Annotated in this window: 17 protein-coding genes; 10 read left to right on the top strand and 7 right to left on the bottom strand. The window is 59.7% G+C overall.

The genetic code is table 11. The features are described 5' to 3' along the window. The first annotated feature begins 44 nt into the window (after positions 1 to 44). Complete coding sequence (dadR, locus tag ACI5GA_RS16890) at positions 45 to 533, top strand: transcriptional regulator DadR (RefSeq protein ID WP_081564731.1); 489 nt, start codon at positions 45 to 47, stop codon at positions 531 to 533. Between the two features lie 139 nt (positions 534 to 672). On the opposite strand, the gene ACI5GA_RS16885 is transcribed toward dadR, so the two are convergent. Next, positions 673 to 1,026, bottom strand: coding sequence for a YkgJ family cysteine cluster protein (locus tag ACI5GA_RS16885; RefSeq protein ID WP_404635470.1), 354 nt, complete (start codon positions 1,024 to 1,026; stop codon positions 673 to 675). Positions 1,027 to 1,167: 141 nt separating this feature from the next. Here ACI5GA_RS16885 and ACI5GA_RS16880 point away from each other — a divergent pair, with 141 nt between their 5' ends. After that, positions 1,168 to 2,457 (top strand): NAD(P)/FAD-dependent oxidoreductase, encoded by a 1,290-nt coding sequence (locus ACI5GA_RS16880; RefSeq protein ID WP_421423490.1) that lies wholly within the window; start codon positions 1,168 to 1,170, stop codon positions 2,455 to 2,457. Between the two features lie 43 nt (positions 2,458 to 2,500). Here ACI5GA_RS16880 and ACI5GA_RS16875 read toward each other — a convergent pair whose 3' ends face one another. Continuing rightward, on the bottom strand, positions 2,501 to 2,734 hold the full coding sequence (locus tag ACI5GA_RS16875; RefSeq protein WP_421423489.1) for a DUF1127 domain-containing protein: 234 nt from the start codon (positions 2,732 to 2,734) through the stop codon (positions 2,501 to 2,503). Positions 2,735 to 2,910: 176 nt separating this feature from the next. Between ACI5GA_RS16875 and ACI5GA_RS16870 the strand changes: the two genes are divergently transcribed. Then, positions 2,911 to 4,329 carry a PLP-dependent aminotransferase family protein gene (locus ACI5GA_RS16870; protein WP_421423488.1) on the top strand — a complete coding sequence of 473 codons (1,419 nt, stop codon included), beginning with the start codon at positions 2,911 to 2,913 and terminating at the stop codon, positions 4,327 to 4,329. 68 nt (positions 4,330 to 4,397) lie between these two features. After that, positions 4,398 to 5,981, top strand: a complete 1,584-nt coding sequence (locus tag ACI5GA_RS16865) for a phospholipase D family protein (RefSeq protein WP_421423487.1) — start codon at positions 4,398 to 4,400, stop codon at positions 5,979 to 5,981. Here ACI5GA_RS16865 and ACI5GA_RS16860 read toward each other — a convergent pair. Both ACI5GA_RS16860 and ACI5GA_RS16855 read right to left on the bottom strand, forming a co-directional pair. Further along, positions 5,978 to 7,123 carry an MFS transporter gene (locus ACI5GA_RS16860; RefSeq protein WP_421423486.1) on the bottom strand — a complete coding sequence of 382 codons (1,146 nt, stop codon included), beginning with the start codon at positions 7,121 to 7,123 and terminating at the stop codon, positions 5,978 to 5,980. The genes ACI5GA_RS16865 and ACI5GA_RS16860 overlap by 4 nt on opposite strands. Positions 7,124 to 7,278: 155 nt before the next feature. Then, complete coding sequence (locus ACI5GA_RS16855) at positions 7,279 to 8,772, bottom strand: aldehyde dehydrogenase (RefSeq protein ID WP_404635482.1); 1,494 nt, start codon at positions 8,770 to 8,772, stop codon at positions 7,279 to 7,281. 275 nt (positions 8,773 to 9,047) lie between these two features. Here ACI5GA_RS16855 and ACI5GA_RS16850 point away from each other — a divergent pair, with 275 nt between their 5' ends. Further along, positions 9,048 to 9,410 carry a cupin domain-containing protein gene (locus tag ACI5GA_RS16850; protein ID WP_404635484.1) on the top strand — a complete coding sequence of 121 codons (363 nt, stop codon included), beginning with the start codon at positions 9,048 to 9,050 and terminating at the stop codon, positions 9,408 to 9,410. Between the two features lie 251 nt (positions 9,411 to 9,661). On the opposite strand, the gene rpmG is transcribed toward ACI5GA_RS16850, so the two are convergent. Together rpmG and rpmB are read right to left on the bottom strand one after the other, a co-directional pair. Next, entirely contained in the window at positions 9,662 to 9,817 is a 156-nt protein-coding gene (gene rpmG, locus ACI5GA_RS16845) for a 50S ribosomal protein L33 (RefSeq protein ID WP_003177274.1), read from the bottom strand. A gap of 10 nt (positions 9,818 to 9,827) precedes the next feature. After that, positions 9,828 to 10,064 (bottom strand): 50S ribosomal protein L28, encoded by a 237-nt coding sequence (rpmB, locus tag ACI5GA_RS16840; protein ID WP_108236194.1) that lies wholly within the window; start codon positions 10,062 to 10,064, stop codon positions 9,828 to 9,830. A 363-nt stretch (positions 10,065 to 10,427) separates the two neighbouring features. On the opposite strand from rpmB, the gene ACI5GA_RS16835 reads away from it, so the two are divergent. Continuing rightward, entirely contained in the window at positions 10,428 to 12,017 is a 1,590-nt protein-coding gene (locus ACI5GA_RS16835) for an ABC transporter substrate-binding protein (protein ID WP_421423484.1), read from the top strand. 186 nt (positions 12,018 to 12,203) lie between these two features. On the opposite strand, the gene radC is transcribed toward ACI5GA_RS16835, so the two are convergent. Further along, on the bottom strand, positions 12,204 to 12,878 hold the full coding sequence (gene radC / locus ACI5GA_RS16830; RefSeq protein ID WP_421423483.1) for a RadC family protein: 675 nt from the start codon (positions 12,876 to 12,878) through the stop codon (positions 12,204 to 12,206). Between the two features lie 132 nt (positions 12,879 to 13,010). Here radC and coaBC point away from each other — a divergent pair, with 132 nt between their 5' ends. From coaBC to argB, 4 genes are all read left to right on the top strand, one after another. Then, positions 13,011 to 14,219, top strand: coding sequence for a bifunctional phosphopantothenoylcysteine decarboxylase/phosphopantothenate--cysteine ligase CoaBC (gene coaBC, locus ACI5GA_RS16825; RefSeq protein ID WP_421423482.1), 1,209 nt, complete (start codon positions 13,011 to 13,013; stop codon positions 14,217 to 14,219). A 6-nt stretch (positions 14,220 to 14,225) separates the two neighbouring features. After that, positions 14,226 to 14,681, top strand: a complete 456-nt coding sequence (gene dut / locus ACI5GA_RS16820; RefSeq protein ID WP_404635492.1) for a dUTP diphosphatase — start codon at positions 14,226 to 14,228, stop codon at positions 14,679 to 14,681. A gap of 1,293 nt (positions 14,682 to 15,974) precedes the next feature. After that, positions 15,975 to 17,372, top strand: a complete 1,398-nt coding sequence (locus tag ACI5GA_RS16815; RefSeq protein ID WP_404635708.1) for a phosphomannomutase/phosphoglucomutase — start codon at positions 15,975 to 15,977, stop codon at positions 17,370 to 17,372. A gap of 25 nt (positions 17,373 to 17,397) precedes the next feature. Continuing rightward, complete coding sequence (argB, locus tag ACI5GA_RS16810) at positions 17,398 to 18,303, top strand: acetylglutamate kinase (protein ID WP_404635494.1); 906 nt, start codon at positions 17,398 to 17,400, stop codon at positions 18,301 to 18,303. Positions 18,304 to 18,421 lie beyond the last annotated feature (118 nt).

The raw sequence follows: 18,421 nt of genomic DNA, 5'->3' as shown, positions 1-18,421 counted from the left end.
CGGTAATTCTCGACAACCATCGGTTTAGCAGAGGGGCTTCGCCAATGCGTACCCAACACCAGTCAAAACGTGAACTGGACAAGATCGATCGCAACATCCTGCGCATCCTGCAAAACGACGGCCGGATCTCGTTCACGGAACTGGGAGAACGCGTCGGCCTGTCTACCACGCCGTGTACGGAGCGGGTCCGTCGTCTTGAGCGCGAAGGCATCATCATGGGCTACAACGCCCGTCTCAATCCGCAAAACCTGAAGGCTAGCCTGCTGGTGTTCGTAGAGATCAGCCTGGATTACAAATCAGGCGACACTTTCGAGGAATTCCGCCGAGCGGTCCTCAAACTGCCCCATGTGCTGGAGTGCCATCTGGTGTCGGGGGACTTCGACTATTTGGTGAAGGCGCGGATTTCCGAAATGGCCTCCTACCGCAAGCTGCTGGGCGACATCCTGCTCAAACTGCCCCATGTACGGGAGTCCAAGAGCTACATCGTGATGGAAGAGGTGAAAGAGAGTTTGAATCTGCCGATTCCAGAGTGAACGTACCGATCACCTGCGAGCATTGTGGGAGCCAGCTTGCTTACGAAAGCGGTGAATCAGGCGCAATCAATGTGCTTGACCTGACGCATTCGCCAGCAAGCCGGCTCCCACAATGAGCAAGGCGATTTCAAGAGCGGCGTCAGACCAACACCTGCCGCGTCGACGCCATGAAGTCATGCACCTGTTTCTCCACCCGAGGATGAATCAGCACCTCGGGGCGTCGGCCATTGGGGCATGGCAGCGTAGGCGTTGTGCCAAACAGACGGCAGATCAACGGACGCTCGTCGTAGACCGTGCAGCCGTTCGGCCCCAAATGCACGCAATTCAGCTCGTTCAGCGCCGCTTCCTGCTCGGCAGCGGTCTTGCGCGGCAGACGGGACATTTCCTCGGTGGACGTGGTCACCGGGCCACAGCAATCGTGACAGCCGGGCACGCATTCGAATGACGGAATCTGCCGCCGTAGATCGCGGATTTTCTGGCTGTTGCAGCTCATGGCAGCATTTTTCCCTGTGAAAGACGTCATTGTGCATGAAGCGCGTCTTCATGAAATCCCTCATGGCAGCACGGGTTGCCCCTGCCATCCCACCTCGCTACCCTCCGTACATTTTCAAGCCCGCCGTCCGAGACTGACCGAATGAACACCGCCCCCCACGCCGCCTCTTATTACGCGGCCAGTAGCCACGCCCAGCCCGATTACCCAACCCTGACGGGCGAGGTGAAGGTGGATGTCTGCGTGGTAGGTGGTGGATTTTCGGGGCTGAACACCGCCATCGAATTGGCAGAACGCGGTTTGAGCGTCGCTCTGTTGGAAGCACACAAGATCGGCTGGGGCGCGAGCGGGCGTAATGGCGGGCAGTTGATTCGCGGCGTGGGCCATCATGTCGAGCGCTTTCGCAACGAGATCGGCGATGAAGGCGTGCGCCAGCTAAAGCTCATGGGGCTGGAAGCGGTCGAGATCGTGCGTCAGCGTGTCGAGAAATATCAGATCGACTGCGACCTCACGTGGGGCTACTGCGACCTGGCCAACAAACCCAAGGAGTTCGAAGGCTTCGCCGAGGACGCCGAAGAACTGCGCAGTTTGGGCTACACGCACGACTTGCAACTGATTGCCGCCGACAACATCCGCAGCGTGATCGACTCCGGCAACTACGCAGGCGGCCTGCTGGATATGGGTTCCGGGCACCTGCACCCGCTGAACCTGGCGCTGGGCGAAGCCCGTATTGCGCAGTCTCTCGGCGTGTACGTGTTCGAACATTCCGCCGTGACCCGCCTGGAATACGGTCCACAGGTCAAAGTGCATACAGCGCAGGGCCTGGTGCGCGCCGATACGCTGGTGCTCGGCTGCAATGCGTATTTGAATGGCCTCGATCCGACATTGAGCGGCAAGGTCCTGCCTGCTGGCAGTTACATCATCGCCACCGAGCCGTTGAGCGAAGAACTGGCGCAACAACTGCTGCCGCGCAATACCGCGATGTGCGATCAACGCGTCGCTGTGGATTATTTCCGACTGTCGGCGGATCGTCGCTTGTTGTTCGGCGGCGCCTGCCACTATTCAGGGCGCGATCCGCAAGACATCGGTGCGTACATGCAACCGAAGATGCTCAAGGTGTTTCCACAGCTCAAAGACGTGAGGATCGATTATCAATGGGGCGGCATGATTGGCATCGGTGCCAACCGATTGCCACAGATCGGGCGCCTCAAGGAACAGCCCAATGTGTTTTATGCGCAGGCCTATTCAGGCCACGGGGTGAACGCCACGCACCTTGCAGGCAAGTTGCTCGGTGAGGCCATCAGCGGCCAACACAGCGAGGGGTTCGAGCTGTTCGCCAGGGTCCCGCACATCACCTTCCCCGGCGGTAAGCATTTGCGCTCGCCGTTGTTGGCGTTGGGGATGTTGTGGCATCGGCTCAAAGAGCTGACGTGAGGGCAACGCTCCTACAAGGAATCGAGCGCACCATGCCCCCCCATCAATCCCTCCAAAACGGCTTCAACCCTTCACGCCGGGCCTGTTCATAGCTCAGGCCGATGTCACGCAATTGATCATCCGTCAGCCCCAACAGCGCGCGCCGGGTGGTGCGGCGGTGTTGAAACAAGCCCCACACGCTCAATCCTTTCGGTGTGTTGAGACGCACTTTGGCGTCCTGCTTTTCCACCAGCTCCTGTGCATACAGCGTTAACCGGACATCACTGATTCCACTCATTTGCAGACACCTCATCATGGGTTTCAAGTGATTCCATGATGCGTCTGTATGGAAAACCATTACAGATCCAAAAAACTCATATTTTTTTAATACAGATTCCGCACACAAGCGCCTGAATGCTGTATTTTTGCCCCATCTGTATCGGTAGACCGACAGACCGCTGTGCGGAGTACGCCATGACCCTCTACGTCAACCTTGCCGAGCTGCTCGGCACACGCATCGAAAACGGCTTCTATCGTCCCGGCGACCGGCTGCCATCCGTCAGGGCTTTGAGCGTTGAGCATGGCGTCAGTTTGAGCACGGTTCAGCAGGCCTATCGTTTGCTCGAAGACAACGGTCTGGCGTCACCGCGACCGAAGTCCGGTTACTTCGTCCCCTCAAGTCGCAAGGCACCTGCCCTGCCCGCTGTCGGACGCCCGGCGCAACGGCCGGTGGACATTTCGCAGTGGGACCACGTTCTGGAACTGGCCAAAGCGGCACCCAGCCCGGACGTCGTGCAACTGGCGCGCGGCATGCCGGACATCACTAGCCCGACCCTGCGCCCGCTGACCCAAGCCTTGGGCAAGATCAGCCGCCGCCAGGACATGCCAGGCCTGTATTACGACAACATTCACGGCACCCAAACCCTGCGCGAGCAGGTCGCGCGCCTGCTGCTGGATTCGGGCACCAGCGTCGCGCCTGACGATCTGGTCATCACCACCGGCGCGCAAGAAGCGCTGGCCGTGAGCCTCCGCTCGATCTGCCAACCAGGCGACATCGTTGCCGTCGACTCCCCCAGCTTTCATGGCGCAATGCAGGCCCTCAAAGGGCTGGGCATGAAGGCACTGGAGATCCCGACCGACCCACTGACCGGCATCAGCCTCGATGCGCTGGAACTGGCGCTGGAGCAGTGGCCAATCAAGGCCATACAGTTGACCCCCAGTTGCAACAACCCACTGGGCTATAACATGCCCGAAGACCGCAAACGTGCGCTGCTGATCCTCGCACAGCGGTTCGACGTGGCGATTATCGAAGACGATGTGTATGGCGATCTGTCTTACACCTATCCTCGCCCCCGCACGATCAAGTCCTACGACGAAGACGGACGCGTCCTCTTGTGCAGTTCATTCTCGAAAACGCTCGCTCCTGGCCTGAGGGTGGGCTGGATCGCACCGGGTCGCTATCTGGACCGCGTGCTGCACATGAAATACATCAGCACTGGTTCGACCGCGACCCAACCCCAACTGGCGATCGCCGAATTTCTTCAAGCTGGGCATTACGAGCCGCACTTGCGCCGCATGCGCGCGCAATACCAACGCAGCCGCGATCTGATGACCGATTGGGTCATGCGCTATTTCCCGGACGGCACCCGGGTCAGCCGCCCACAAGGGGGCTTCATGCTGTGGGTCGAATTCAACGAGGATTTCGATTCGCTGCGCCTGAACCGGGCGCTGGAAGGGCAAGGTGTACAAATCGCCATTGGCAGCATTTTCTCAGCGTCCGGCAAGTACAGAAATTGCCTGCGTATGAACTTCGCTGCCAAGCCGACACCGCAAATTGAAGCGGCTGTGCGTAAAGTGGGTGAAACGGCAGCGCGGCTTATGGCTGAATCCTGACCGAACAGGCTTAACCTTTTGCCGAACGTACGGTCATATCGCCATGGCGTGACTTCTGGATGACAGCGTTGACGAACAATTGGGCACTACCTCTTCTTCTGGCCTTTGCCCTCGGCGTCAGCGGCTGTGCCAGCACGCCTGCGCAACAGGATGGGCCGACTCAGGCCATCCCTGCTTCCGCGTCACCCTTTGGACGCTCTATTCTGGCCGAGGCGGCGCCTTATGGAGGGCGTTCCGGCTTTCGGTTGCTGTCCAACAGCACCGAAGCGTTCACGGCGCGTGCGGAATTGATCCGCAACGCCAAAACCAGCCTGGACTTGCAGTACTACATCGTCCACGACGGCCTCAGCACCCGCACGCTGATTGACGAGTTGTTGAAAGCCGCCGACCGGGGCGTGCGGGTGCGCATTCTGTTGGACGACATGACCAGCGACGGGCTGGACGAAAGCATCGCGACGCTGGCGGCTCACCCCAATATTCAGATTCGCCTGTTCAACCCCCTCAACCTGGGGCGCAGCACCGGCGCCACACGCTCGCTAGGCCGCCTGTTCAATCTGTCTCAGCAACATCGACGCATGCACAACAAACTGTGGCTGGCCGACAGCGCGGTGGCGATCGTCGGCGGGCGCAATCTGGGTGACGAATACTTCGACGCTGAGCCGAATCTCAACTTCACCGACGTCGACCTGCTCAGCGTCGGGCCTGTGGCCGAGCAGTTAAGCCACAGCTTCGACCAGTACTGGAACAGCACCCTGAGCAAGCCCGTGGATGATTTCATTTACTGGCCGCCAGACATGAAGGACCTGGCCGAAGCGCGCAAACGCCTCGCCGCCTCCCTGGAGCAAGCCCACGTCGAAAAAAAGGCGCTCTACGAACGGTTGATGGCCTACAAAACCCAGCCGCACTTGAAAACCTGGCTCAACGAACTGATCTGGGCGCACAACCAGGCACTGTGGGACGCGCCCACAAAGGTGCTGTCCCGGGGCGATCCGGACCCACACCTGCTGCTGACTACACAGCTCAGCCCTGATTTGAGCAACGTCCATCAGGAACTGATGATGATCTCGGCCTATTTCGTGCCGGGACAACAAGGTCTGACTTACCTCACCGGCCTTTCTGACAAAGGCGTGTCAGTGAGCCTGCTGACCAACGCCCTTGAAGCCACAGACGTACCGGCTGTACATGGCGGCTATGCCCCCTATCGCAAGGCGCTGCTCGCCCACGGGGTCAAACTGTTCGAACTGCGTCGCCAACCGGGCGACCCGAGCAATACCAGAGGGAGCGGGCCACGGTTCCTGCGCACCAAGACCCTCAGGGGTGGCTCCGAATCCAGCCTGCACAGCAAGGCAATGATTTTTGATCGGCAGAAAATTTTTGTCGGCTCGTTCAACTTCGACCCGCGTTCGGTGTTGTGGAACACCGAAGTAGGCGTGCTGGTGGACAGCCCCGAATTGACCGAGAAGCTGCGCGAACTGGCGCTACAAGGCATGGCGCCTGCACTCAGTTATGAGGTCAGACTGGAGAACGATCAGGTAGTCTGGGTGACCGAGGACAACGGCAAAATGCACACGCTGTACAAGGAGCCGGGCGACTGGTGGCGCCGACTGAACGCGTGGTTCAGCAGCGCCGTGGGGCTTGAGCGGATGCTCTAGACCGCAACCGGCCGCACACCGAAGGCGCGAGGACGCCGGGCCAGAATCACCAACCCCAGCGCACCCGCCGCCATCAGTAACGGCAAGGCCTGGCCGCTGATCCATTGGCTCCCGGCGCCCGCCGCCAGCGGCCCCAACAGACACCCAATCCCCCACAACTGCGCCACATGAGCGTTGGCTCGCACCAGCGCGTCGTCTCTATAGCGTTCGCCGATCAAAATCAGCGACAGGGTGAACAGTCCGCCCGCGCTGGCACCGAACAGGACCCATAACGGCCAGATCGCAAGGGTGTGAACCAGCAACGGTATTGCCAGACTCGACAGCATCAGCGCCAGTGCGCAGCCCAAAAACAGCCCTCGCCGGGAAATCTTGTCCGCCAGCGCCCCAATAGGGAGTTGCAGTAGCGCATCGCCCACCACAACCGTACTGACCATCATCAGCGCTACTTCCGGGGTGAAGCCCTGTTGCAGGCAATAAACCGGCAGCAACGTCAGAATCATCGCCTCGAAACCTGCAAACAGCGCGATCGCCCACGCAATGGCAGGCAGTTGCTGACAAAAGCTCCCCAGATCGCGAAAGGTGACATGGCCCGACTCGGCACTGGGTGCGCCGGTACGCCCCAACAGCAGGAAAGGTGAAGTGGCCAGCAGCGCAGTGCCGACCCAGAAGCCGTAATCGTGCTCAGTACCCAGAGCACCCAGCAACAACGGACCGCCTAGCTGGCTCAAGGCATAACTGCTGCCGTACAGCGCCACCAACTTGCCCCGCAGGCGCTCGACCACCAGTTGGTTGATCCAGCTTTCACCGAGGATGAAGACGATGGTCAGGATCATGCCGAGCATTAGCCGCAGCACCAGCCAGATCCAGTAGTGGGGTAGCAGGGCCAAAAGCCCCACCGAAATCGAGCCACCCCACAGACACAGGCGCATCAGGTTCGCAGTGCCGAACATCGACGCCAGACGGCTGGCCAACCCGGCGCCACACAGCACGCCGATGGCGGGCATGGCGGCCATCACGCCAATCGCAAACGCCCCATAACCCCAGGCTTCGAGGCGCAACGACACCAGCGGCATGCTCACGCCCAGCGCCAGACCGACGCTCAGCACGGACGACAGCACCGCGAAATAAGTACCCCAACGCATCACCACGCTCCTGTGGCTCAAGGAGAAGAGACAAAACAGCCGGGCTTTTGGGAAAAGCCCGGCTGATCGGCATTTGCTTTTGACTCTGCCCGAAGGGCGTAGGAGCGCAGCTTGCTACGCCTTTCGGGCAGAAGCGGGGTCAAGATGATCCAGGCTTACAACTTGATCCAGGTCGCCTTCAGTTCGGTGTACTTGTCGAACGCATGCAACGATTTGTCACGACCGTTACCCGATTGCTTGAAGCCACCGAACGGAGCTGTCATGTCGCCGCCGTCATACTGGTTCACCCACACGCTGCCTGCGCGCAGTGCACGGGCGGTAAGGTGAGCTTTGGACAGGTCCGAAGTCCACACCGCCGCCGCCAGGCCATATGGCGTGTCGTTGGCGATTTGAACGGCTTCTTCGGCGGTGTCGAAGGTGAGCACAGACAGCACAGGGCCGAAGATTTCTTCCTGAGCGATCTTCATGGCATTGGTCACGCCATCGAAAATCGTCGGTTCGACGTAGGTGCCACCCGTCTCTTGCAGAATGCGCTTGCCGCCTACGACCAGCTTGGCGCCATCGGTGTGACCCGCTTCGATGTACGACAGCACGGTGTTCATCTGCTGCGTATCCACCAACGCACCCACGGTGGTCGCCGGGTCCAGCGGGTTGCCCGGTTTCCAGGCTTTAAGCGCCTCGATCACCATCGGCAGAAATTTATCCTTGATCGAACGCTCCACGAGCAAGCGCGAACCTGCGGTGCAGACCTCGCCCTGGTTGAAGGCAATGGCGCTGGCAGCGGATTCAGCAGCGGCTTGCAGGTCCGGGGCGTCGGCAAAAACGATGTTCGGGCTCTTGCCACCGGCTTCCAGCCAGATGCGCTTCATGTTCGATTCACCTGAATACACCAGCAGTTGCTTGGCGATCTTGGTCGAGCCAGTGAATACGGCCGTATCGACATCCATGTGCAGCGCCAGCGCCTTGCCAACGGTATGACCGTAGCCAGGAAGCACGTTGAGTACGCCCGCTGGAATGCCCGCCTGAACGGCCAGTTGTGCGACACGGATGGCGGTCAGTGGCGATTTTTCGGACGGTTTGAGGATGACGGAGTTACCGCTGGACAGCGCAGGGCCAAGTTTCCAGCACGCCATCAACAGCGGGAAGTTCCACGGCACGATGGCCGCGACCACGCCGACGGGCTCGCGGGTCACCAGACCCAACTGGTCGTGAGGCGTGGCCGCTACTTCGTCGTACAGCTTGTCGATGGCCTCGCCACTCCAGCTCAAGGCATTGGCCGAGCCAGGAATGTCGATGCCGTAGGAATCGCTGATCGGTTTACCCATGTCGAGGGTTTCGAGCAACGCGAGCTCTTCTACATTTTCTTTGATCAGAGCCGCAAAACGCAGCATCGCGGCCTTGCGCTTGGCAGGCGCCAGACGAGACCACGCGCCAGAATTGAACGTGGCGCGAGCGCTGTCCACTGCGCGCTGAGCGTCAGCAGCATCGCAACTGGCCACTTTGGCGAGGAAGCGGCCGTCCACCGGGCTGATGCAATCGAACGTGGCGCCGGATGCGGCGTCGGTGTATTCACCGTTGATGAAGGCACGGCCTTCGATCTTCAAAGCCTGGGCGCGTTTTTCCCAGTCAGCATGAGTCAGGGTGGTCATGAAACGTCCTCCTCTTATGAAATATGCGCGCCCTCGCGCTCATGAACCGTGCTACAGGACATCGCCTGACGTACTGCCGGTCGGCCAAAGGCATCCGTCACCCTAAACCAGCGCCGACACAATTTCCAATATATTGGACAAAAAGACGAAAAACGACGTTTTATCGTGCATTTTATTCAACAGCGCCGTTCAATAGCGGACCGACGAGACGCGGCACTCTCCCCCGCCCTCGCTATCCAACCACCATCAGCCAGCGCGATTCAGGAGCCAGGGACATGAGCATCGAAAGCATCGTCGACTTCAGTGAAGCCAGCACAGACGCAGAGCGTTTCAAGCCTGCCGCAGAAAAGATTCTCAAAGGTGACCCCGAGCAGACGATCTACAACCACTACAACAGCCCTTGCGGCCAGATGAACGCGGGCGTCTGGGAAGGCGAAGTCGGGCAGTGGAAGGTCAACTACACCGAGCACGAATACTGCGAAATCGTTCAGGGCGTGTCGGTGATTCGGGATGAGAGTGGACAGGCAAAAACCCTGCGGGCGGGTGATCGTTTCGTGATCCCGGCAGGATTCAAGGGAACGTGGGAAGTGTTGGAGGCGTGCCGCAAGATCTACGTGGTGTTCGAGCAGAAAGCCTGACAAATTGGGGTGCGCGCCAGTCGGCACTCTGCTGTATGACGCGCCGCCTCCGCCACCAAGGCGGCTCCCTCAAAGATCGCGCCGAATCCAATTCTCGTGTTAAACGATGAACCTGTGGGAGCCGCCTTGGTGGCGACGGCGGTTGACTTGCCACCATAGAATCTCCCAAAACGCGCCTATCAGCATCCTCAAATCGCGCCCACAAAAAAGCCCGCATCGCTGCGGGCTTTTTCGTCAGTCGGAAAAATCAATTACTTGATTTTGCCTTCTTTGTAGATCACGTGCTTACGAACAACCGGATCGTATTTCTTGATCTCGATTTTGTCCGGAGTGGTGCGCTTGTTCTTGTCAGTGGTGTAGAAGTGACCAGTGCCAGCGCTCGAAATCAAACGGATCAGTTCACGCATGATGCTCTCCTTAAACCTTTGCGCCGTCGCGGCGGATTTCGGCCAGAACGACATCAATGCCGCGCTTGTCGATGATGCGCATGCCTTTGGCAGATACGCGCAGACGTACGAAGCGTTTCTCGCTCTCAACCCAGAAGCGGTGATGCTGCAGGTTTGGCAGGAAACGACGACGGGTTTTGTTGTTTGCGTGGGAAATGTTATTCCCGGTTACCGGACCCTTACCGGTAACTTGACAGACTCTCGACATGCCTCAGCCCTCTAAAACCACATGCCCAACCCGGCATGGGTTGGCCGCTTAATCTCTCAGTCATTTGGCGCCAGGCGCCGCGTTTCTTCAGGGGTCTTACCGGCCACACCGACGGTGAAGGCAGCGGGCCCCTAGAAAAGAGCGCTGCTTTATACCAGAAAGCCTTTGGAGCAACAACAGAAACGACGAATTACCTGAAAGAAAATCAGGCTTTTGCGGCTGACAGGGCCGTCGCTACAGGGCGCGAGGGGAAATATACCACTCGTCGCGCCGGATCGATTGTCCTGTGCCGACGCATGGTCTAGGGTAAGCCTCTTGCCAGACTGCACCGGCAGATGGGCCATCTTAGAAAGGAAAATCGCCATGCGCCTAGCCGCTTTACCCCTTTTGCTCGCCTCTCTGTCCATGCCGCTGATGGCTCAGGCCGCGACCAGCCTGAGCGTTTGCACCGAATCCAGCCCCGAAGGCTTTGACGTTGTGCAGTACAACTCGCTGACCACCACCAATGCGTCGGCCGACGTACTGATGAACCGCCTGGTGGATTACGACGCCCAGACCGGCAAGCTCGTCCCTAGTCTGGCAGAAAGCTGGAGCGTCTGGCCTGACGGCCTGACCTATGACTTCAAATTGCGCAGCGGGGTGAAATTCCATCACACCGACTACTTCACGCCGACCCGCGACTTCAACTCGGCGGACGTGGTGTTCAGTTTCCAGCGCATGCTCGACCCCGCCAATCCATGGAACAAGGTCGCCGTTCAGGGTTTCCCCCACGCCCAGTCAATGCAGTGGCCTTCGCTGATCAAGAAAATCGAAGCCCCGGACGCCAACACCGTACGCATCACCCTGGATCACCCTGACGCGACGTTTCTGGCCACCCTGAGCATGGGCTTCGCCTCTATTTATTCGGCGGAGTACACCGCGCAGTTGATGAAAGCGGGCACGCCCGAGAAGCTGAACGCCGAACCCATCGGCACCGGGCCGTTCATCTTCAAGCGTTTTCAGAAAGACTCCGTGGTGCGTTATACCGCCAACCCGGATTACTTCGCGGGCAAACCGGCTGTCGATACGCTGATCTACGCGATCACCCCCGACGCTAACGTGCGCCTGCAACGGATCAAACAGAACGAATGCCAGATTGCCCTCTCGCCCAAGCCGCTGGATGTCACCGAGGCCAGCAAGGATCCGAACCTCAAAGTCGAAAAGACTGACGCATTCATGACCGCATTTCTGGCGATCAATAGCCAGCATCCTCCGCTGGATAAATCGGAAGTGCGTCAGGCGATCAACCTCGCCTTCGACAAGGACACTTACCTCAAAGCGGTGTTTGAAGGCTCTGCGCGCGCCGCCAACGGACCATACCCGCCGAACACCTGGGGTTACGCCAGCGACCTGCCGGGCTACAAGCATGACGTGGTCAGAGCCAAGGAACTGTTGGCCAAGGCCGGGTTGAAGGACGGTTTCAAAACCACGATCTGGACGCGTCCGTCCGGCAGCCTGCTGAACCCGAACCCCAGCGCAGGCGCGCAGCTGCTACAGAACGATCTCGCCGCCGTGGGCATCAAGGCAGAGATCAAGGTGATTGAATGGGGCGAGCTGATTCGTCGCGCCAAAACCGGCGAGCATGACTTGCTGTTCATGGGCTGGGCGGGTGACAACGGCGATCCGGATAACTTCCTGACGCCACAATTTTCCTGCGCGGCGGTCAAATCCGGCACCAACTTCGCGCGCTATTGCGACGAGGGTCTGGACAAGCTGATCAGCCAAGGCAAGGCCGTGACCGATCAGGGACAGCGCAGCAAGCTCTACCATCAGGCTCAGGAGCAGATCCAGAAACAGGCCTTGTGGTTGCCGCTGGCGCACCCGACTGCGTTCGCGCTAACCCGCAAGAACATTCTGGATTACAACGTCAGCCCGTTTGGACGGCAGGATTTTTCGAAGGTAGTGGTGAAGTAGTGGGGTCATCCCTGTAGATGTTGTGTTGCCGGTCACACTTTCATCGTGGGAGCCGGCTTGCTGGCGAATGCGGTTTGTCTGTCGACTCATCCGTAGCTGACACCCTGTCTTCGCCAGCAAGCCGGCTCCCACAAGAGCTACGTTTAATCGGGGCATTGTCTCTGCGGCACGGGTATTTTGCCCCCTTCACATCAACCCCTGCTCCACCATCGACAACGGATCACCATCCCCGATGATGACGTGATCCAACACCCTCACATCGACAATGGCCAACGCCTCTTTCAGAATTTTGGTCAACTCGATGTCCGCTTCGCTTGGCTCGGTCACGCCTGACGGATGGTTGTGACAGAGAATGATGCCCGCCGCGTTGTGCGCCAGTGCTCGCTTGACTACCTGTCGCGGATGGACGTGAGCCACGTTGATCGAGCCGTGAAACAACGATTCGAACGCCTGGACCCTGTTCTTGCTGTCCAGAAACAGGCACCCGAACACTTCGTGTGGCTCATGTCGAAGCATGGCCTTGAGGTAACTGCGCACCTGAGCCGGGCTTTTCAATGCAGAACCGCGTCGCAGCCCCTCCCCCAAATGCCGCCGGGCCATCTCCATGACCGCCTGAAGCTGCGCATATTTGGCAGGCCCAAGCCCCAGCTCGTTGCTGAACACGGCCAGATTGGCCTCCAGCAATGCACGCAGACTCCCGAACTGATTCAACAGGTGCCGCGCCAGGTCCACTGCACTTTTCCCGGACACCCCCGTGCGCAGGAAAATCGCCAGCAACTCGGCATCGGAAAGACTCGCCGCCCCGCGCTCAAGCAGCTTTTCCCGTGGACGCTCTGCCGCTGGCCAATCGCGAATACTCATAGCACCTCCCTGTCAGTGGGCGCCGCTGTTCCCATGCGGTCGCTGTGCTATCTTAGCCATCTTTTTTACGCGTCAATCGGGGCCTGATCGGCCACAAGATTGCCGCGTGTAACTCGACCAAAAGGCAGGCCTATGCAGCGGCTGTATCGGAAACGCATCGTTCTCGGCGTCGGCGGCGGCATCGCTGCCTACAAGAGCGCCGAACTGGTCCGCCGGTTGCGCGATCACGGAGCCGAAGTACGCGTCGTCATGACCAAGGGCGGTGCCGAATTCATTACCCCTCTGACCATGCAAGCGCTGTCCGGCCACCCGGTTCATCTGGATCTTCTGGATCCCGCCGCCGAAGCGGCCATGGGTCACATTGAGCTGGCCAAATGGGCGGACATGGTGCTGATCGCCCCCGCCACCGCCGACCTGATCGCACGCCTGGCCCAAGGCATCGCCAATGACCTGCTGACCACCGTGGTGCTGGCCACCGATGCCATCGTCGCGGTCGCTCCGGCGATGAACCAGGCGATGTGGCGCGATGCGTCCGTGCAAGCCAACCTGCAAACCCTGGAGTCCCGAGACTTCCGCATGTTTGGCCCGGCCAGTGGTAGCCAGGCCTGTGGCGACGTGGGCTATGGCCGGATGCTCGAACCCAACGATCTGGCGCAATCCGCTGCCGATTGCTTCCAGCGCCTGAGCCTGACCGGCAAACACGTGCTGATTACCGCAGGGCCAACGCAGGAAAACATCGATCCGGTACGCTACATCACCAACCACAGCTCCGGGAAAATGGGCTTTGCCCTCGCCGAAGCTGCCGCCGAAGCGGGCGCACGCGTCACGCTGATCACGGGCCCCGTCAATTTGCAGACCCCGGATCGCGTGTCACGCATCGACGTGGTCAGCGCAAGAGACATGCTCGCGGCCTGCGAAGCCGCCATGCCCTGCGACCTGTTCATCGCGTCGGCAGCGGTCGCCGACTACCGCCCGGAAGTCGTTGCACCACAAAAATTGAAGAAAGACCCCACGACGGGTGATGGCCTGCTGCTGCAAATGGTCCGTAATCCGGACATTCTGGCCACCATCGCCCAACGTGAGGATCGCCCGTTCAGTGTCGGTTTCGCCGCCGAAACCGAACACCTGCTCGACTACGCCGCACGCAAGCTCAAGGACAAGAACCTTGATCTGATCATCGCCAACGATGTCGCCAACCCAAGCATTGGCTTCAACAGCGAAGAAAACGCATGCAGTGTGATCGACCGAGCGTTGCAAGAAACGCTCTTCGCCCAGACCAGCAAGGCCAAGATTGCCCGCCAGCTGGTGACTTTTATCGCCGATCGTTTGAACCAGGTTTAATCACGTATGCACGCTCTACAAGCCAAAATCCTCGACCCACGCATTGGTGGCGAATTTCCGCTCCCGGCCTACGCCACCACTGGCTCTGCCGGCTTGGACCTGCGCGCCATGCTCAAAGAGGACACGGTACTGGAACCCGGTCAGACCCTCTTGATTCCCACCGGTCTGTCGATATACATCGCAGACCCAAGCCTTGCCGCATTGATTCTGCCGCGCTCGGGACTGGGCCATAAGCACGGCATCGTGCTGGGCAATCTGGTGGGCCTGATCGACTCGGATTATCAGGGCGAATTGATGGTGTCTTGCTGGAACCGTGGCCAGACCGCGTTCAAGATTTCCGTGGGTGAGCGCGTCGCCCAGTTGGTATTGGTTCCGGTCGTTCAGGCGCACTTCGAAGTGGTGCAGGAGTTCGACGAGAGCCAGCGCGGCGCGGGCGGCTTCGGTCATTCCGGCAGCCATTGAGTCGATGAGGGTCGACTTGGCGCGCCAACTGAACCGCTCTGGCACGATGCTATAAACATAAAACGCCCCAGGCAGTACGAGAAGGGAGAGTCAAGTTTGAAAGGCATCAAGCGCACAGCCAAGGCGACCCCTCGCCCGGAAACGACTGACGCAACGGTCAAGGACTCCAATCTGAGCCTGGCAAGCCCCGGCCTTCTTCCCTCCCTCATTGGCTTGCTGGCCGCAGGCGTTCTGGTCTGGCTCGGTCTGCTTAGCCAGCCGCAGGAAAAAGATCAGTTGGCTCAGGCCTGGGGCACCGCTCAAGCGGGCGCCATCGGCAAGGCGCTGCATCAGATCAATGCAGGCACTCAGGCCGCCGCACTGGACCCCGCGCTGTCCCAAGCCTTGCAAAGCAATGATCCCGCGGCTATCGCAGCCGCTCAGAACCAGTTGAACCATCGCGACAGCGTTGTCGGTGCACGGGTGAGTCCGCTGGGCTTCAACACGCCGGACAATCAATCTGCGCTGCCGATCAGTTTCGCCACACTCGACATGCTCAGCAAAGCCGGAAAAGGCGAAACCCCAGCGCCGGAAGCCCGGAAAGTCGGCGACAACTGGTTGATCTACAGCGTCGCACCTATACGTCCGACCGCTGACGGACCGATTACTGGCACCCTGCTGCTGGCGTTCAAACTGCAACGCCTGACCAACGCGCTGCCTGACGCCCCCGCTGATGTCGGCCAGATCGTGCTCAGTCAGCAATTCGGCGATGCCACTGCACAGAGCTTTCTGACTCGGGGTCAGGCCGATGGCGGCCGTGCGGTGGATTTCCCGACGGGCTTTGCGAACTGGAAGCTGACGTTCACTCCCGGCCCTGCGCTGCAATCATCCCCGCCTTCCTTGATGCTGGCCCTGGCCGCGCTGGTGGCGCTGGGCAGTCTGCTGTTGGGACTGTATTTGAACGAGAGCACGCTCAAGCGCCGGGTGAAAGCCGACGCCCGGCAACTGGAGCAACTGCTGCAAGAACTCTCAGGCGGCAAAGCCGTCAAAGCTTTCGGCTTGAGCATGCCCGCCCTCAATGGGCTGGCCCAGAGCCTGGCGACGTTCTCGCTGCGCAATTCACCCGCATCGCCGGTCCCGACGCCCAGCAATGGCGCGGCAGCCGCAGCCCCCGGTGCCACGGGCAGCAAAGCCGTATTTTCGTCGGTCGATGACACCGAACTGACCAATCCGCTGTTTCAGGACACCGACATTCTCGACATCGACCTGCTCGATGAATCACAGGAATTCCAGAAGTCGGAGCAATTACACACAATGAGCAGTACCGTTTCCTACGCTCCCGAATTTCCAGACTCGATCTTCCGCGCCTATGACATTCGCGGCATCGTGGGCGAAACCCTGAGCGGCGAAACCGCCTACTGGATTGGCCGTGCTGTCGGCGCTCAAAGCCTGGCCCAAGGCGAGCCGAACGTCTGCGTGGGCCGCGACGGGCGTCTCTCCGGACCGGAACTGATCGCGCAACTGGTCAAGGGCCTTTACGACAGCGGCTGCAACGTCAGCGACGTCGGCCTCGTTCCTACCCCGGCCCTCTATTACGCCGCCAACGTCCTGCAGGGTCGCACTGGCGTAATGCTGACCGGCAGCCATAACCCCAAGGACTACAACGGCTTCAAGATCGTCATCGCGGGCGATACGCTCGCCAATGAGCAGATCCAAGCCCTGCACGACCGCATCAAGCGCAACCACTTGCCCGCAGGCAAGGGCAGCGTCAGCAAGGTCGACATTCTCGAACTCTACTCGGGGCAGATCACCAATGACGTGGTACTGGCCCGACGCCTGAAAGTGGTAGTCGATTGCGGCAACGGCGCGGCGGGTGTCATCGCTCCACACTTGCTGGCCGCGCTGAACTGTGAGGTCATCCCGCTGTTCTGCGAGGTGGATGGCAACTTCCCGAACCATCACCCGGACCCCGGAAAGCTGGAGAACCTTCAGGACCTGATCGCCAAGGTCAAAGAGACCGGCGCCGACGTGGGCCTGGCATTCGACGGTGATGGCGATCGCGTAGGTGTCGTCACCAACGCGGGAAGCGTCGTATACCCCGATCGGTTGCTGATGCTGTTCGCTCGCGATGTGATCAAGCGCAATCCGGGGGCCGACATTATCTTTGACGTGAAATGCACACGCCGTCTGATCCCGCTGATTCAGGAATACGGCGGGCGCCCGGTGATGTGGAAAACCGGCCATTCGCTGATCAAGAAGAAGATGAGAGAAAGCGGTGCGCTGCTGGCTGGAGAAATGAGCGGCCACATCTTCTTCAAGGAACGCTGGTTCGGCTTCGACGACGGTATTTACAGCGCTGCGCGCCTGCTGGAGATCCTCAGCCAGGAATCCCTCAGCGCTGAAGAGCTGTTCCAGACGTTCCCGAATGACCTATCGACTCCGGAGATCAACATCAAGGTCACGGAAACCAGCAAATTCAGCATCATCGAAGCGCTGGAGCGTGATGCGCAGTGGGGCAATGCCAATCTGACGAGCATCGACGGCGTGCGTGTCGATTATCCGAAGGGCTGGGGTCTGGTTCGTGCTTCCAATACCACGCCGGTGCTGGTATTACGCTTCGAAGCCGAGACCGAGGACGAGTTGCAGCGGATCAAGGACGTTTTCCATACCCAGCTGAAAAACGTAGCACCGGATCTAGAACTTCCTTTTTGATCAACCTTTTCTGAGTGGAGCCCAAATGACCCTCGAACGCGATGCCGCATCCAACGCCGCCAAAGTCCTTTCCGAAGCGCTGCCTTACATCCGACGCTTCGTCGGCAAGACGCTGGTGATCAAGTACGGCGGCAACGCCATGGAAAGCGAAGAGCTGAAAACCGGCTTCGCGCGCGACATCGTGCTGATGAAGGCAGTGGGCATCAACCCGGTCGTGGTTCATGGCGGCGGCCCGCAAATCGGCGACCTGCTCAAGCGCCTGTCCATCGAAAGCCACTTCATCGACGGCATGCGCGTGACTGACGCACAGACCATGGACGTCGTGGAAATGGTGCTGGGCGGCCAGGTCAACAAGGACATCGTCAACCTGATCAACCGTCACGGCGGCAACGCCATCGGCCTGACCGGTAAAGACGCTCAACTGATCCGCGCGAAGAAAATGAACGTCACCCGCCAGACGCCAGACATGACCAAGCCGGAAATCATCGACATCGGCCACGTAGGCGAAGTTGTGGGCATTAACACCGACCTGCTGAACATGCTGGTCAAAGGCGATTTCATTCCGGTGATCGCGCCGATTGGCGTGGGTGCTGACGGTGAGTCCTACAACATCAACGCTGATTTGGTGGCGGGCAAAGTCGCAGAAGCCCTCAAGGCCGAGAAGCTGATGCTGCTGACCAACATCGCAGGCCTGATGGACAAAGAAGGCAAGGTATTGACCGGCCTGACCACCGAGCAAGTGAACGGCCTGATCGCCGACGGCACCATCTACGGCGGCATGCTGCCGAAGATCCGTTGCGCGCTGGAAGCGGTGCAAGGCGGCGTGACCACTTCGCACATCATCGACGGTCGCGTACCGAATGCCGTGCTGCTGGAAATCTTCACCGACACCGGCGTTGGCACCCTGATCAGCAACCGCAAGCGTCACTGATCAGAGCGGTCTCGCGCTATTTCCGGTGGGAGCCGGCTTGCTGGCGAAAGCGGTCTATCCGCTACGAATGAGTTGGCTGACACGCCGCATTCGCCAGCAAGCCTGCTCCCACAGGAAT

Origin of the sequence: Pseudomonas sp. Pseu.R1, assembly GCF_045764065.1 — a bacterium.
Taxonomy (GTDB): domain Bacteria; phylum Pseudomonadota; class Gammaproteobacteria; order Pseudomonadales; family Pseudomonadaceae; genus Aquipseudomonas.
The sequence above is the reverse complement of the archived record's forward strand: the minus strand, read 5'-3'. Positions and strand labels throughout refer to the sequence as shown.